Source organism: Ruegeria sp. J8 (genome assembly GCF_056531925.1).
Genome location: NZ_JBQFMR010000020.1, coordinates 14,429 through 30,069, shown reverse-complemented (window position 1 = coordinate 30,069; position 15,641 = coordinate 14,429). Strand labels below are relative to the sequence as shown.

The following is a 15,641-nucleotide window of genomic DNA, read 5'->3' as shown; positions in this document are numbered from 1 at the left end:
CGGTACAATATGAAAATTAAGAGTACAAACTACCATTGATTTTGCAGAACAATTTCAGACAAGATTCTGATTTATTAGGGTACAGTGACAGCTGGGATCGGGTCCAGTCCGTTATTCGGATTCAACCAATCCGAGAGTGTGCCTTGTGAATCCAGATCGAGGATACGGACACGTTTGCCCTGATGATGCAAAGCAGAGGCGAAGGCGACGAGCATGGAAGATTTCCCCGCCCCGCCTTTTGAGTTTACGGCTGCATAGATTTTCAATTTGGTCTCCGGGTCTGTGCCCGAAAGCCACGCCGCAGAGCGGCGTGCCACAACCGGGCTCGCGATTACAAGTTATCGCACGATCCGTCACCCGCGCTGAAATCTACGCTATTGCTTTTCTAAGCAATCCGCAACGGCTGTTTTACCGCTGTCATACAACCGCTTAGCGCCAACGACCGGCAGTCGACGACCGATGACGGCTGCGCAGCTTTAGGTGGTTGGTGTACCGCCACAAGCAGTCCGCCGACAGCCGGACGAGCCTTGCCGCTGGGACATTGCACGCCGACCTGCAACTGTTTCAGAGTGGTCGCCACGGGTTGCAAGCGTCTGTGTCTCGGGTCACCAACGGTTCACATCCTACGCTAACTTTGCGGGATAATAGAAAATGTAGTACATTTTCTGATAGGACTTGCAGTCGGCTTGTCTTTCAACCTAAAAATGAATCTACATACGCGCGGTCTGACGGGGCCACGCACGATTTCTGATCGTGGAGAATGCCCCGATGCCAAAAGGCGTAACCAAATCTTCCGTATATCCGATGCGCTTTGATGCCGATGAACTGGCTTTGCTCAAAGTGCAAAGTAAGGAATTCAATCTGCGGAGCGTTGCGGCGCTCATTCGAATTTACATCCGGATTTGTCAGGGAACACCAACGCGGTTGCAAGAAGAGGCTGCCGATCTGGATGATATCCGGCTTCAGCTCAGAGGTGTTTCCACCAACCTGAACCAGATGGCAAAGGCTGCGAATGCAGGGAAATTCCGCCTCACAGCCCATGTCGAGGCGGAACTGAAAGATCTTCAAGAAACGGTCCGAGTGACACTCGATCTTTTGAATGCCTACAAAGACGCCACCAGAATACGGTCCTTGGTTCGCGCCCTGGCCTACTTTGAGGCAAAAGAAAAAACGCTTGAGGAGAGCAAAGCCTGGCTCCGGAGCCTCAAGTGAGTACCGTGCATGATCCGGCCTGGGATCTGCTCTTTGGCGAGTTTCAGCTGATCCCAAGTCTCAAGCCCCGACCGGGGGCATTGCCAGGACAAACCAGCCGTTCACGCCGGTCTACGCAGCGGGCAGCTTCTGGCGCCTCTGCAGTCGGCATGATCGGCAACGCCCTGTTGACCGGGCAAGCCCTGGTCAAAGTTGTCCGCGGTGGTGGTGTCACATCGGCGAGCCGTCTTGGCGGTCAGCTGGCCTATATCTCTCGGAAGGGTCGCGTGACCACCGAGCGTGGCGAGACAGGCGAATTGATAGATGGCATGGAGGGATTGAAAGCTGTTGAGAAGGACTGGGCCCAGGACTGGCAGGGTATGGATGCGCGCACCACCAATTACACCTACCACCTCATTGTTTCCTATCCAAAAGGCACAGATCCCTATGCGGCGGAGGTTGCAGCCGAGAGTTTTGCTCATCGCCTGACAGGGGGAGACTTTGGCGGTCAGTACAAGTTTGTCATGGCCCATCATCGCGACACAGATCACCCCCATACACATCTGATCATCAACCGTGCGGCCCAGAGCGGCAAAACCCTTCACCTCAGCCGATATGGTGTTACGACACAGGATCTGCGCGACCTGCAGGCCGAGACCGCCCGGGAAGTAGGTATCGTGTTGACCGCAACCAGTCGGTTCAGCCGAAACCTTCCACCCGAACGCGAGAGCAGTGCACGGGTTCACGCGCGCCGCGATGGCCGCGATCTGCGCGAGCGGCCAGCCCCAGAGCAGAAAAGCGGTTTTCCGTTCTTCGGTACTGGCCGTCAGGAGCCGGTCACGCCGGACCAGCTGCAGGCCATGAGCGATCAGCGCAATGCAGACTATGCCGCCCTTGGCGAAACACTCCGGTCGCATCACGCCGGTTTTGAGCAGGGCATTTTCACAACCCAATACCCAGGGCGTGCCGAGACCCTTGGGGCCTTTAGCAATGCTGTTCTCGGCGCAGCTGCAATCCTGGTGACGGACGGGGTTCTTGAGAAAGAGGAAATCGACATGAATACGCAAGTCGCCAACCAGATGGACCCGACACATGCCCCGGCCATTGATAGGGAGATGAAGGCCATTGGAACCGATGTCCGTGAGTTTATCACGGGCATGGACGCCAAGATCGAGGCCATGGAGGACGAGGACAAGCGCAGCCAGACAGAAGCCGCGATTTCTCGTGTCCTGCGGGACTATGAGCCGCTTATGGATGAAGAGACCAGGACGTTTTTTGGCAAGCGCCTGGAGCGGGACGATGAGGTTGAAGTTGGCCGCGATGACATCGATCCGACACGCCAGCGTCGTGCAGCAGAGTTGGATGCAACAGATCCAACGCGCACCCAGCCCATCGGACAGCAGCGGGCAGGTACAGATGGACGGCAGCGTGCCGATGCAAACGATCCGCGCAGTGCGGCCACCAAGGCTGTGCTGAAGGATGCCGACAGGCAAGTGGCCGAGCACTTCGACGCGATGGGCATCAATGGCGATCTGGTGTTGTCGCGCATCCGCAATGGCGTCGATGTGGACCGCCAGACCCGCGAGAACTGGTTCGAACGGGATGTGCGGACCTTGGCGAATGCGCATTCGCTGAGCGAGAGCCAGGCTCGGATCGACATGAAGGCCGCGTACAAAGATGCCGCCGAAACCTACCGTGATGCCCGTGGCGAGATCCGCGACATCAACCGGGCCTTCGCCGAGGGCAGGGGAGAGGACTTCCTGCAGGAGAAGATCAAGACCGGCGTTCAGAACGAAATCCAGGCCATGAAGGGGCAGGGCTTTGATCGGGCTGCCATTGGAGGCCGTCTGCTTGAAATTGAGGACCGGGTTCAGGAGCGTGTCACAGGCCGTGCACCGGTACGTGTTGACGGTGAAGCGCGCCCGGGTACGGAACGTCAAAACCAAGCCACAGATGCCCGTTCCACCGGATCAGTACCGCGACGTCCTGATCTGGACGCAGGTGTGCGCGGTCAAATCATCGGGACAGGCGACGCATTGTTCAAACAGGACGAAAAGGACAGCATGTCGCCTTATGTCGATCTGAAGGTGGAAGGCCGCGACAAGCCGTTCCGCGTCTGGGGCGTCGATCTGCTCGACCTGATGCAGCGCGAAAACCTCAACATTGGTGACACCGCCACGCTTGCCCATGACGGGTACAAGAGGGTGACGGTCAGCAAGATCGATCCAAAGACCGGCGAAGAGAAAAACATCGTGGCAAACCGCCGTGCCTGGAAAGCAACCGACATCGACCGCGCACCGCGCGGCAACGATCGGTCGCAGCAACAGCCCATGTTGCCGAATGCTACGAATGCACAGGCGGGCGAGAAGGCCCAGCAGGACCGTGCCGTTCGGCAGGAGGTCTCAGTTGAAACCGGCGTTACGGGTGTCATCGTCGATGCCAAAGAGGCTCTGGTGCGCCCCGATGATCCAAACAGCATATCTTTCTATGTGGAAATGAAGGTCGAAGGCAAAGATGAGCCGGAACGGATTTGGGGCACCGCCCTGCAAGACCAGATGGCACGGAACAACATCTCTATCGGTGACAAGGCCACGTTCGTCAAAGCGGGCAAAGAAGAAGTCACCCGGTCACGCCGGAATCCCGAGACCGACGAGCCAGAGCGCGTCAACGTCACCCGCACGGCCTGGGATGTGAAGAATGTCGATCGACAGATTGATCGTGATCCGGTCGTGCAAGGTCAACGGCGTAGGGAACGGGAAGAACGCGCCAAAGGTGATCGGGGTATCAGCCGATGAGCCGTCATCTGGAAAGTATATTGAATCGGGTGTTCGGAGGGCAATTGCTCTCCGATCCCCTCCTGTCTGAAATCGTCCTGAATCCGGACGGCAGACTCTGGATCGAGCGCAGTGGTGAGCCTGCCATGCGCCAGCTGGACGAGCCCATGGGTGACGATGATGCAGAGGCGCTTGCACATGACCTTGCGGGCGGTAATCCCATTTCGGCAAACACTCCGCTGGCAGGTTCGCAGTTTGAAATCGACGGGTCATTGTGGCGGGCGCAGGTCGCGGTCAAACCTGCCGTCGTGGCTGGCGTTGCGTTTGCCCTGCGCCGGGCTGTGGCAAAGCAACTGTCTTTAGATGATCTTATGCAGGGCTTGCCGGACTTGGACGCCAACATGGATGATCTGAAACCGGGTACCGACCCTGCGGATGCGGCCGTTTTCGATGCCTACGAGAACAAGGGTTTTGGCGATTTCCTGCGGGCAGCGGTCAAGGCCAAATGGAACATCCTTTTGTCGGGCGGTACGTCATCGGGCAAGACGACCTGGTTGCGCGCCTGTCTTGGTGAAGTCGATCCTTCGGAGCGGATTGTGACCATAGAGGACGTGCTGGAAATTCGTCCCAGCCAGCCGAATGCCGTGTCTCTGGTGGTCAACAAGAACGCATCGAGCAGTGATCTATTGAAAGCCTGCCTGCGATTCCGGCCGGAGCGGATCATCATGGGGGAGCTGCGCGGTGCGGAAGCCTATGATTTCCTGTCTGCGATTAACTCCGGCCATCCGGGTGGGGTTTCCACGCTGCACGCAGCATCACCGGACTCCGCGCTCTCTCGTTTGGCGTTGATGGTCATGCAGGCAGATACCGGGCTGACCTATTCCGAGATCCTTGAATATTGCCGCTCAATGATTGATGTGATTGTGCAGTTTCGGAAGACCGGGGACCAGAGGCGACCGGTTGCCGTCAGGGTGCTCAGGGAGAAATCAGAATAGGTTGTTGAACGCCCGATGGGGAAGTGGCCGAAGTGGGTTTTTTCGGTCGCGCAGATTGCCAAGGGGTCAAGCCGACGTTCAAGCAACCTGCGGAGTATGGCCGCAAGGAGCCCTATGCAGACTCCCTCTTTCGGTCGGACATGCACCTGCGGCACCTTCCGACGCTAATTGGCGAGCCGCGGCGCAGCGTCGGAACCGGACATTCGTGCGGTCCGCAGAGAGGATTGCAGGGGCAACGACCGCAACGCAGGGCGAAACCATCATTTAGCGAGAGGCAGAAGACCGAGTCATCAATACTACTTACACCGAGGTCATTCTTGGGCTACTTGGTTTAAACTTGCCTGAGTTACGACTATCCTTCAGTGTTCCGGCCAGCCACTTTGCGTGATGGAGCCGTCCCGATGCTTAGAATAATCAAAGTGATAGTTTCTTTCTTGTCTGTTTGGGCGGCGGCCTCAACTGTCGTGGCCCAAGACGTAGAGGTTGCAACTTTGCCAGAAGGACCATCTGGCAGTATCGAGGATCTTACCGAGCAAGAGTTCATCGTCGATGGGACCCTCGAAAGTGCTAGGGTTTTCACTTTCTCGAACGGGTCCCGTTTTCTTTACTTCATACCAATGATCCACGAGGCCGAGCCTGCATTCTACAAGGCGGTGGCCGCCGGAGTGGAACAGCTGAAATCCAATGGCACGAACCTGTTCTATGAGTTTATTGATTTCGACGATGCGACACTTGACGACAAGCGCAGGGTGCGGGCGATGCTCGGATTTCTTCCTTCGCCGGCATTTTATGCCGGAACCGTTTCAGATGGTTTGGTGGCACAGGACAATGCAATGTTCCTTGGGTTCCCCGGAGGACAGGATATCAATATTGACGTAATGCCGGCAGAGCTTGCAGATGCCTACGAGGAACTAGTTGGGCCGCTCGAGATCAGTGATGAAAACCTATCCACCCCGATCGAAGAATTCACTATGCCAACCGCGGATCTGACACAAATCGCGCGCATTACGATCGAATGGCGCAACGAGAGGTTGGCAAATGCCATCAATGACTCACTCGGCGATGTGGTCGTTTTATATGGCGCAGCGCACGGTGCGGGAACCATCAGTGATCTTCATGATCTCGATCCAAGCTGGCAGCGCGTGAAGTGAGCGCGACATCCCGCTTCGTTTCGCGCCAAAGTTGGCAATACTGCTGGAGAAAACTGTTCACTCCGACATGTCCCGAGTAACTTGCGTTCGTCCGCATTCGTCACAGAGTTGTGCAGACACCGGAAGGAAATTCATGGGAAGCTTGCTACGAGCCTGTTTCCATCACACGGCGCGCAGGCGATTTGTGACCGCTAGCGCGTGTTCTTCGTCGCGATGCAAGCGCTACATGACTTTTGGACCTGTCTGGGCAGTGTGCCGCTCTTTTGACCACGTATCGAGTTGCAACGGAGAACACGGATGGGATCACACGAGTTGGAGGAGGGAACAGCGGACAGCCTGCCAACAGTGTTCAAAAACCGTCCGCGCAGTTCTTTAGACAGCGGTCCGGTCTGGGAAACCCCTCTTTCAAGTGAGATCGGATAGTCTCACCTGATAGTCCCGCAACCGTTTTGGTTCTCCACTAACGTCAATAGTGCCTCTTTCAATTAGGTGACGAAGGCGACTCGAAAAGAACAGATCACTCATTGCGTTGTGACCATCGCATGACCCCATCGCAGCGCCAACAACACGCGCAGCAGGCTGCCAACTGTCAGAGCAACACGCCAACAACAAACTATCATAAAAATCGTTTTGAACGGTTTCGATGCTACCGTTGTTCCAATGTCGCAAAGTCCTGTCGTCATTGCGGAGCTTTTCAAACACATTCGCTTTTCCAGCGCGAACGGCATCGCTCACTTCGCTCGCCGAATAGTACTGGTCTGCCAGTTCCGCGGGTGTCTGAACGGCCACAGAATAATGACCGTGCTTGGGTTGAACGACTGGTCGAAGCAACCGAACGGTCTGTTCACGTAGCCACCAACTGGCCATGCAAAGGAACGTTTCCTCAGATACGGTTTCACCTGCCCACACGACAAGCGTGTTTACGTTCTCTTGACGTACTTTAGAAGTCAGCACATCCCACGGAACAAAAGCATCTGCTGCATCTATCCACCAGTCATCATAGCCTTCGAAGCAGGTCCGCATGTATGCGATTCTCGACACGCCATTGTTTAACGGTCCGTGGCTCAGATCTTCTGGAATGCAAAACACCGACCCCGGCATACCGTGATCGCTGCATGCAACTCGAAGGCTCCCAGCCGCACTATCTCCAAGCGCAATATGCAGGATTTCAGACATCTAGAGTCCTAAAAACAGAATAACAGTGGGTCCGAATTTCGTCTTACTCACCAAATTCATTCCCACGCCGTACCTGTTGAACGCCAGGTTTTTTCTTCACTGTCCCAAACACTGGCTGTCACACAGGGCGTTGGGTTGATCCCACCGCACTGTGAACCATGCACCTGTGTGAGGAGAACTCTTTCAGCGCCAAAAGTCACAACATCCCACCCTTTGTTCATCAAAGAATGAATTTCATCGCTCACCAGAAAATGTGACATGCATCCACCGGTCCCGCAATATAGCGAAGCCGCGGTAGAGCATGCAAAACCATACTCATTTAGAACCCAGTCGCTATACAGATCTCCGTCAAGGTCAACTTTCTCGACGGCGCCCCACTCGAGGTAAAACTCGCCGTTGTCGAGGTCCTCACAAGCCTTTTTCGCAAGATCGACTTTCACCTGCAATCCTCTGGGTAACTCCGTTACATCAGCAGCGTTTGCAGCTGTGAGCCAAGCCATACATAAAACGGCGCATACAGACGAAAGCCTTGCGAGTATCAAAGCGGGCGAAAACACATTAGACTCGGACGCTCGATGCTCTTCAATAAAATACATCTCGCACCTCGCTAAAATCGTTAGTCCAGAAAAAATTTGCAAAACGGAATGTTTCGTCTTCAACCAGACCTTCGATTGATATGTAGACAAAACCAGTCGTGGTCAGAAAAACGACCAGCTCGCCCATGAAACGTTCCGACTGTCGGACCCTTCGCGCAGTAACGCACTGAAGTACATCGGCCGAAAGAGCTTTGGAAAACTCCTGCACCAATTGTGGACGAATGCTATCGGGCATTTCAAATTGGGCAACAGCAGCTTCGTGTTGTCCAATAGCAAGATGTGCTTTTGCCAACTCGAGTGCGCCATTGCTTGCAGGAGACTCAATTCTCGAGCACTCAGAAAACGCCGGGGTGCACAGGAATAACAAAGACGCGACGAAGCCGTAGACTTTCAATAGCTTCAACATAAAGAGCCCTCCAAATAGGTGTTTTCAGATCGCTTTCGCGATGCAGTACGGCGGATAGCAAATCAATACTGCCCGAGCATAACGATCGGGCCCAAAACTGCCGCCGTTCGGCTCAGCTTTCAAGCCTGCCGAACTCGCCAGAAACCAGATCAGACATCCAATGCACAAACCGAATAAACTGTAACCGCACGCACACGCTAGACGTCCTCGCCAAATTTACCGGGACGCGTTTTGCCCAAAATGCCCTTCTTGCGTGCTTTCTCGACCCAGCTTATAGCGGTTCTCTTTGATACGCCGAACTCAGCCGCAATTTTTGCCGCGTATCCGCGGCCAATTGCGCGGTACTGGTCTGCTATTTCGTGCAAAAACTCGTCGGTCAACGGAGAAAGTGGGTGGCGGCTTGAGATTGCCGCATCCGGAAATCCGCGGGTAGGATAACTATAATCAAACGGATCCACACCGCGCCGCACCAGATCGGGAACCAATATCCGAACGACATCAAGTGGCGTCTCCCACCTGAAGAAGGCTTTCATATGCGCCGGATCAATTCCGGACGGGTTGGTGATGTGCAAAGCTGCCATGATAGGCACGCCATTTTGCAAGGTCATATGGGCATCAATGCGCCACTCTAAGTTGTGCGAATCGGCCGCAACACTCTGGATATCAAGGGCGACCGGAAAGCTCAGCTTTCCGCCATCAGGAAGAAACCAGATCTGTTCCCGACCATCAAGCCGGCGCAAGCGAGAGGTAACTCCTATGCGCCTCTCCATTCCTTCGACGGTCTTGTCCACAGCCGCAACCTTACACCCTTTGTTATCCTCCTTACATTATGGACGGAGAGCACGGAATGTGCAAAGTTTCTGAAAAGGCGGATCTGCCAAAAGTGAGAAAACAATATGTTGCACCGACATCTCCGAACCTGTCTGATGATCTCGAGCACCTTGGTGCCGGGGTTTTCTTACGCGCAAGGGTATTGCGGTGCCGTTACTGGTACAGGTCTGAACCTCGGTTGCGCGGAGACGCTTGCCAATACCTCAACCGGGACACTGGACGCTGCAGATGTTTTTGTAGACCCCGTCATCGGTAACTTCGATGGTCTGGTTTGGGACTCAGACATAATGTCCGGGCTTGGTATTGGCGGTTTCCGAACCCGGGAATCAATTGCGTTTTCAAGATCGATCTACGGCTCTTGGGAGAACGTGTTTTTCGGATCCGCAAGAACCGACGGCGGGAAAACCGCGTTAGACGCGTTTGCATTCCGCGATCCAGGTCCCATCGACAATGTTTCAGCGACACTGTTGTTTGATCGACTGACGCTCGAAAACACCTCTTTGACGATCCGGGACGGGGCAAGCAGTGATGGTCGTCAGACCGGTCAGATCGTCAACCTCAGTCTTGGCTTCGGTGGGGCCGGTGTCGGGCGTGGCGGGGGGCTGACGCTGCGCAACAGCGATTTGATTTTTCGAGATGGAACCCGCTTGGTCATGAACTCACCAGATGGCGGGCCTGCGTTCATCAGGGCTGAAAGCGGAACCAATGAATTGCGGTTGGGCAGCAACAATATCATTTCCGTTCCCTTGACCGTCGATGTCGCGGCTGGTGCGCAGCTTGACCTCGTCGGCACAACACTGGAACCGTTTTTCGATAGCTGGCTGACAGTCGGTCAAGGGGCGACGCTGCAACTTCGATCCAACGCTGTTCTTGGGTTAACAAAGTCAAACGGTTCCGCCACACCTTCCTCCGAGATCACCGGAGGCACACTCCGTTTGGAAGGCTCAGGGACAGAATTGCAGTTAACGGATCCTCGGATTACCGACGGCTCAGTCAGCATCAACACAGGCGCCTTGTTTCGTGTTCAGGACTCCAACAACGCCGCAAGCGCGTTGACCTTTGCCGGAAACAGCACCTTGCGCTTTGAGAGTGCAACGTCCACCCTTGCCGGCTCTGTGACAGCACCGAACGATTTGACTGTAAATGTGTTGGGTGGCACAACGGCGATTTCTTCGGCTTCGCTGTTGGACATCGGCGCAGGCCTGCGCGCAAGCAATATCGCGGTGGATCAAGGCACGCTGGACATCTCGGGCCTGAGTGCTCAAACCGACTTTTACGACAATTTGTCCACGCTCTCCTTGGCGAGCGGTGCGACATTTTTTGACGCCGGATCGCAGGTTTACACCGGCCTCGACACTTTGGATGTTGATGGTTCGACACTGCGCTCGCTTGCAACTTTTGGATCGTTCAGCGCACCGGGCGGCCAGATGGTTGCGAGCTTTAACAATAGCACGATAGATCTCTTTGGTGCTTTGCCGCCAACATCAGGCATCGCACCTGGTTTGGCCAACTTGCGGCTGAATGCAAACCAGGCCCGGTTCACAGGCGATAACCAAGTGCGCATCGGGATCAGCCCGTCGGGCGAATGCGTTCTTTCGGGAGGCTCCTGCGTTCCGGGAACGACAAGGTTTAGTGGGCAACTCATTACGAATGTCGCGGGAACGGCACCCGTCTTGACTGGCTTTGATACCCTGTTTTTCGTCCCTCTTGCGACGGACGCCACGGCCAGTTCGACAGATTACATCAACGGTGGCAACAACGGTGTCTATACTGTCGCGCTGAACAATCCGGCAAGCGGCTTGCCCGGCACAACGGCTTCATACGATGCCGCGCCGCGCACTCCGACGGCCTTTGACTTTACCGCCGCTGGTTCGACACTTCCTGCGAACCTGCTCTATTCAATTGTCAATGACCCGGTTGCGGATAATCAGGTCGATATTGCGTTCATCGATGTCAGCCTGACCAACAACCCCTTCATTACGTCGTCCTACACACCGCAAACGACCACATCGGTTGTCACAAACCCAAATACAGGCAATCAGACGACCACAACGGTTGTTACGACCCCGAGCGGTAATGGCGCGATCCAGACAGTTACGACAACAATCAGGGCACCGGGCGGTGGCCTGATTTCAACGAATACGGTCACCAACACGTTGGGCCCGGCAACCGGGACCACCAACACGCAAAACCTTGGTCAACTGGTCTCGAACAGCGGAGGTACACTCCCCTACAACGCGCTGCCACAGGTCAGCACGCTGCACCCCGAAGCCTACGCATCCTTCATGACGGTTGCGCTGGAGCAGAGCGACTTGCGGCGGAACATGGTTCTGTCGAATGCGAACGGTCGTGCCACGGGCAACGGACGAATAGACGGGGTAACCGCCGAGGGACGCAATGTGTGGTTCGATGCCGGGCTGACACGCGGCGACGTCGACGCTGATGGAGGACTGGCCGGATTTGACTACGATCTCAACCAGTTCATTCTTGGCGCGGATGTTTGGTCCGACGAACGCAGCCGTGCGGGTGCCTACGTCGGCTATGGAACCTATTCAATGAGCGATCACACTACGTCGGCCGATACGCTTGATCTGTCGTCCGACGAGATCAGTATTGGTGCATACGGCGTTTTGGAAACAAACGATTGGTCGTTTTCGGGCATGGCAGGTGTTTCCTGGGGGGACGTCGACGCGACGCGAGATGCGGTCGTGGGGTCGACTGCAAACCGGCACACCGCGAGCTATGACAGCACGACTTTTGAAATTGCAATTCGCGCCGAATACACAGCCTTGCCGACGCGTAACGGCTGGCATCTAGCGCCCGAGGTTGGGCTGGGGTACGCATATTATGATCAGGACGGCTTTGTTGAAGACGGCGACCCAATGACGGCGCTTGCGGCAGAGGATGCAACGGCCGACAGCCTGATCGGCAGTCTTGGTGTCAACGTGACTGGACCCGCTTTTGCCGGCGGTCTGGTTCCAATCGGTTTCTTGCGGTACGAGCACGATTTTCTGGCTGCATCTGACGATACACATGACATCACCGCGTCTTTAGCGGCCTCCCCCGGGGTCTCCCAGTCATTCGTCGGAACGCACCGTGGTGAAAACGCGATTTCGGTTGGCTTGGGCCTTGGGACGGTCATCGGCGCATCGGTGGATGCCTCCGCAGGTGTGGTCTACCAAAGAAACAGCAACGGAGATGAGATCGGCGGCGGTGCCCGGATCACGTGGCGTTTCTAAGGCACTGTCTCACAACAGACTATTAAAGGAGAACCCCATGAATAACAGTTTTAAACTATGCGTTGCGATCGCGATCGTGCTGCCCCTGGCGGCCTGTGAAGAGGCATCGTCACCGTCGGGTGCAGGAGCCAGCGCCGAAGCCGTCGCGGCAAGTAATTGCGTGTCCCGGGTCAACGCGACGGTCGGAGTGAGCGGATCTTCGGTCAACGATGTGACACGGCTCGAGGACGGTTTCAGCCTGCTGATGCAGGTGCCTGGTGCGGAAAATTTCTGGGTTTGCGAGACCAATCCTTCGGGCGCCGTCACTTCGGTTTTCTACATGGGTGAAGGATAGCGGACCGGTTTGCCCGCGTGGCAGAAGGCAAAAGCCAACAGGACGCATGACTATTCTGTCACTCGCAAATCAATCAAAAGATATAGGACGACAACCATGATACAGTCGGCCAAAACATGTCTGAGAAAATACATCACCTTTTCGGGGCGTGCGTCGCGATCCGAATACTGGTACTTTGCACTCTTCGTCTTTGTGGTCAGTGTGTTGCTGGCCATTCTGGACAGCATAATCATGCCCGAACCTGCAGCAGACGACCCATCGCCGGGGCTTTTGAACAGTTTGTTCCAGATTGCGATGTTCCTTCCCTTGCTGGCAGCAGGCTGGCGACGGCTGCACGATACCGGTCGCCCGGGATGGTATCTTTTGCTGCCTGTGGGGCTCAATATTGTCGCGGTCATAGCCATGCTGACAGGTGTCATAGCGTTCTCGGCCATTGAAACACAGTCGGCAAATCCCGACGCGTTGCAGGGGCCTGCCGCATTTCTTGGAACAAGCGGCCTCGTGATCGTCGGTGTTGCGCAATTGGTTCTGGCATTGCTGCTCTTGTGGTGGCTGACGCGCCCATCTGATCCCGGCCCCAACGCATATGGTGATCCTTCGTAAATAGGAGTCTTGCACCCACGCATTCCGGTTAAATCCACAGGAGGTTCAAAGTGACACGTCTATTTGCAATTCTGGTTCTGGTCGTTGCGCCTATGCAAGCGCTGGCGAACTGGCAATTCAATGGGGGAACCAATCCAAATGCGTTCATACAAACGAACAACATGACCCTTGAGCTGCAATGTGACCGTATACGTTTTGCACCGGCGGGATACGAAGACAGTCAGGACATTGCCAACAAACAGGGGCTGTCGATCCGATTTATGAAGAATGGCACAACCGAGGTCGGGGCCTTTCAGGCGGGAGGACAAAACAGTTCAATCCGGATCGTCGACAACTATCCGGTAGAAATCGCGTTCTTCGATCCGGCGGATTATCGCTTCGTGTTGGAGCAAATCGCGGCCAATGCAACGCTGGACCTGTCGATGATCGATCAGGATATCACCTACGGTATTTTTGATCTCAAGGGCTCTGCCGCGGCGGTACGGTCTCTTACAAGCGCCTGCCGGGGCACTGCGTCGTTCTCTCCAGAAGCGCCGGAAGGCGTTGTTTATTGTGGAGGAGGTGCCGTGAAACGCCAAATCGAATACGTGATCGACGAGACCTCGAACAGTGATTGGAACGCTAGCGTCACCGTGAATGGCCAGTCCGTCAAAGCCATGACGGCCTACAGCTACTTCGGCAATGCAGAGCCGCCTCAAGGCTTCGTGGTCGCACTGTTGAGTGAAGACCGTTCCGAGTTTCTGGTCTTTGAAGATCAGGGGCAGCGTTGGATGGAATACGGGGACTACCGATATGACCAATGCAATTAAGCCACGACGTGCCAAGCTCTTGATGACGCTTGCGTTGGTATCGGCGATCGGGACGGCAATATGCTGGACTATCTACGCCATAAGGGGCGTCGAGGTCGCGGCTGACGGAACCCTCGTTGAGGCTTTCCACCTTCTGGGATTGGGATGGCTCTTCGCAGCGATAGCTATGGGCTTCTTGGCCGCGTCCCTTTTCTTTTTTGCCCGACGTTGATCATGCGCGCTGTGTTTCAGGCTATAACGGGATTGGCCGTGGTCGGTGCAGCATTTGGATGTGGCATGGCCTTGCAAACATACCTTTATAAGGACGCGTGTCTGGACATGGGCGGGGGCCAGAACCCCGGGGGCCACCCGATTTGTGTTGTGGTGACGCAGCCGGACTGGATCACGATTGGTCCGCTGACCCTCAAACCAGATCAGGTCGAACTGGCTTCCGTCACTGCGAGCGGGCAGGACACTTCGTCTGTTTCGCTTAAGATCAGTCCGCAGGCCGCCGATGCGTTGAACGGCCTGTCGGCCAACGCGCTCGGAGAACAGATCAATATATCTGTCGGCGACACCGTTGTTTCAACAGTGACCGTCCGCGACACGATTGCAAATCGAAGCCTGATTGTGGTCATACCAAATGAAGCCGCGGCACGTCTTGCGGGAGTTTATTGATGCAACTTTAATTTTGTTGCCACCAAAATAGATCTCTGGAAAGGCATCAAAAAGTGTCAGTTTGAGTCAGCCTCGCGCGCCACTGGTTTTCGAATGAAAGGTCTCGCATGAACAAATTCACCACTGCGTTGCTTGCATCTGTCGCCACACTGCTTGCCGGTTGTGCAGACCCGGTCTGGCAAGGATACGCAGGCCAAGACGTTCAATCTGTCGTGCTCGATCAGGGCCCGCCAGCTAACGTTGAACAATTGTCGGATGGCCGGCGCGCGTATCAGTGGAATGTTGAATACACGGGTACGCGCCCGGTCGTATCAAACACAACCACGAATGTGGAAAGCGCCGTGGCCGGATCGACGACGGCTAATGCCACCACGACCACCTACGTTCCTTACACGCAACGGTGTCTCTACACTTTGATCGCTGCGCCGCAGGGAAACCGCTGGATCGTCGAAGGCATTCGCAATGGTGGCCCGATCTGCCGCTAGGCATACTCGGCTCCCTTGTGCCGACCAGAATGAAGGACGAAACTAACCCTAATTCGGCAGCAACCCCACCTCCTACTGCGGTTCCGAAGCTCAGACGCCGCGCTATCCTCACCATGAAAGACCTTGACCCATGACATATGACTTCGCACACGCAATTGCATCCGGCGCGCTCTTGTACGCGACTTACTGGGCCATGCAGTTTTCCGGTGTCCTCGAAGGCAAGACCAAGGGCAGACAACGCTTGCTTCTGGCAATCGCTTTTTCAATTGTAATTCTTGTTCTGAACCTGCTCTGGCCAGCGTCTTGACGGCCCTGCGCTGGTATGCCGGGAACAACCGGGATCCCCGCCTTCCGGACGCAGCCGTTCTTCGCGCTGCCGAAGATTTTTGGATCA

At 55.5% G+C, this 15,641-nt stretch carries 16 protein-coding genes; 11 read left to right on the top strand and 5 right to left on the bottom strand.

Annotated features, from left to right (window positions below):
• Positions 1-74: 74 nt before the first annotated feature.
• Positions 75-317, bottom strand: a complete 243-nt coding sequence (locus tag ACR0L1_RS23150; protein WP_480860997.1) for a ParA family protein — start codon at positions 315-317, stop codon at positions 75-77.
• A gap of 451 nt (positions 318-768) precedes the next feature.
• Here ACR0L1_RS23150 and mobC point away from each other — a divergent pair, with 451 nt between their 5' ends.
• The 4 genes from mobC to ACR0L1_RS23130 all read left to right on the top strand — a co-directional run bounded on the left by mobC (position 769) and on the right by ACR0L1_RS23130 (position 6,111).
• Positions 769-1,212: a plasmid mobilization relaxosome protein MobC gene (gene mobC, locus ACR0L1_RS23145; RefSeq protein ID WP_480860995.1), complete on the top strand. Its 444-nt coding sequence runs from the start codon at positions 769-771 to the stop codon at positions 1,210-1,212.
• Positions 1,209-3,986: a relaxase/mobilization nuclease domain-containing protein gene (locus ACR0L1_RS23140; RefSeq protein ID WP_480860994.1), complete on the top strand. Its 2,778-nt coding sequence runs from the start codon at positions 1,209-1,211 to the stop codon at positions 3,984-3,986. Before mobC ends, ACR0L1_RS23140 begins: the two co-directional genes overlap by 4 nt.
• Complete coding sequence (locus ACR0L1_RS23135; protein ID WP_480860993.1) at positions 3,983-4,960, top strand: ATPase, T2SS/T4P/T4SS family; 978 nt, start codon at positions 3,983-3,985, stop codon at positions 4,958-4,960. Before ACR0L1_RS23140 ends, ACR0L1_RS23135 begins: the two co-directional genes overlap by 4 nt.
• A 401-nt stretch (positions 4,961-5,361) precedes the next feature.
• Positions 5,362-6,111 carry a hypothetical protein gene (locus tag ACR0L1_RS23130; RefSeq protein ID WP_480860991.1) on the top strand — a complete coding sequence of 250 codons (750 nt, stop codon included), beginning with the start codon at positions 5,362-5,364 and terminating at the stop codon, positions 6,109-6,111.
• 405 nt (positions 6,112-6,516) lie between these two features.
• On the opposite strand, the gene ACR0L1_RS23125 is transcribed toward ACR0L1_RS23130, so the two are convergent.
• From ACR0L1_RS23125 to ACR0L1_RS23110, 4 genes are all read right to left on the bottom strand, one after another.
• Positions 6,517-7,287, bottom strand: a complete 771-nt coding sequence (locus ACR0L1_RS23125; RefSeq protein WP_480860989.1) for a DUF3658 domain-containing protein — start codon at positions 7,285-7,287, stop codon at positions 6,517-6,519.
• A gap of 56 nt (positions 7,288-7,343) precedes the next feature.
• On the bottom strand, positions 7,344-7,883 hold the full coding sequence (locus ACR0L1_RS23120) for a hypothetical protein (RefSeq protein WP_480860987.1): 540 nt from the start codon (positions 7,881-7,883) through the stop codon (positions 7,344-7,346).
• Positions 7,870-8,289 (bottom strand): hypothetical protein, encoded by a 420-nt coding sequence (locus ACR0L1_RS23115; RefSeq protein ID WP_480860986.1) that lies wholly within the window; start codon positions 8,287-8,289, stop codon positions 7,870-7,872. Before ACR0L1_RS23115 ends, ACR0L1_RS23120 begins: the two co-directional genes overlap by 14 nt.
• A gap of 197 nt (positions 8,290-8,486) precedes the next feature.
• On the bottom strand, positions 8,487-9,080 hold the full coding sequence (locus tag ACR0L1_RS23110; RefSeq protein ID WP_480860984.1) for a hypothetical protein: 594 nt from the start codon (positions 9,078-9,080) through the stop codon (positions 8,487-8,489).
• 135 nt (positions 9,081-9,215) lie between these two features.
• On the opposite strand from ACR0L1_RS23110, the gene ACR0L1_RS23105 reads away from it, so the two are divergent.
• The 7 genes from ACR0L1_RS23105 to ACR0L1_RS23075 all read left to right on the top strand — a co-directional run bounded on the left by ACR0L1_RS23105 (position 9,216) and on the right by ACR0L1_RS23075 (position 15,247).
• Positions 9,216-12,359, top strand: a complete 3,144-nt coding sequence (locus ACR0L1_RS23105) for an autotransporter family protein (RefSeq protein ID WP_480860982.1) — start codon at positions 9,216-9,218, stop codon at positions 12,357-12,359.
• A 37-nt stretch (positions 12,360-12,396) separates the two neighbouring features.
• Complete coding sequence (locus ACR0L1_RS23100; RefSeq protein ID WP_480860981.1) at positions 12,397-12,693, top strand: hypothetical protein; 297 nt, start codon at positions 12,397-12,399, stop codon at positions 12,691-12,693.
• A 96-nt stretch (positions 12,694-12,789) separates the two neighbouring features.
• Positions 12,790-13,296 (top strand): DUF805 domain-containing protein, encoded by a 507-nt coding sequence (locus ACR0L1_RS23095; RefSeq protein ID WP_480860979.1) that lies wholly within the window; start codon positions 12,790-12,792, stop codon positions 13,294-13,296.
• Positions 13,297-13,346: 50 nt separating this feature from the next.
• Positions 13,347-14,105: a hypothetical protein gene (locus ACR0L1_RS23090; RefSeq protein WP_480860978.1), complete on the top strand. Its 759-nt coding sequence runs from the start codon at positions 13,347-13,349 to the stop codon at positions 14,103-14,105.
• Positions 14,089-14,316, top strand: coding sequence for a DUF3955 domain-containing protein (locus tag ACR0L1_RS23085; protein WP_480860976.1), 228 nt, complete (start codon positions 14,089-14,091; stop codon positions 14,314-14,316). Before ACR0L1_RS23090 ends, ACR0L1_RS23085 begins: the two co-directional genes overlap by 17 nt.
• 2 nt (positions 14,317-14,318) lie before the next feature.
• Positions 14,319-14,762: a hypothetical protein gene (locus tag ACR0L1_RS23080; RefSeq protein ID WP_480860975.1), complete on the top strand. Its 444-nt coding sequence runs from the start codon at positions 14,319-14,321 to the stop codon at positions 14,760-14,762.
• 107 nt (positions 14,763-14,869) lie between these two features.
• Positions 14,870-15,247: a hypothetical protein gene (locus ACR0L1_RS23075; protein WP_480860974.1), complete on the top strand. Its 378-nt coding sequence runs from the start codon at positions 14,870-14,872 to the stop codon at positions 15,245-15,247.
• Positions 15,248-15,641: the final 394 nt, after the last annotated feature.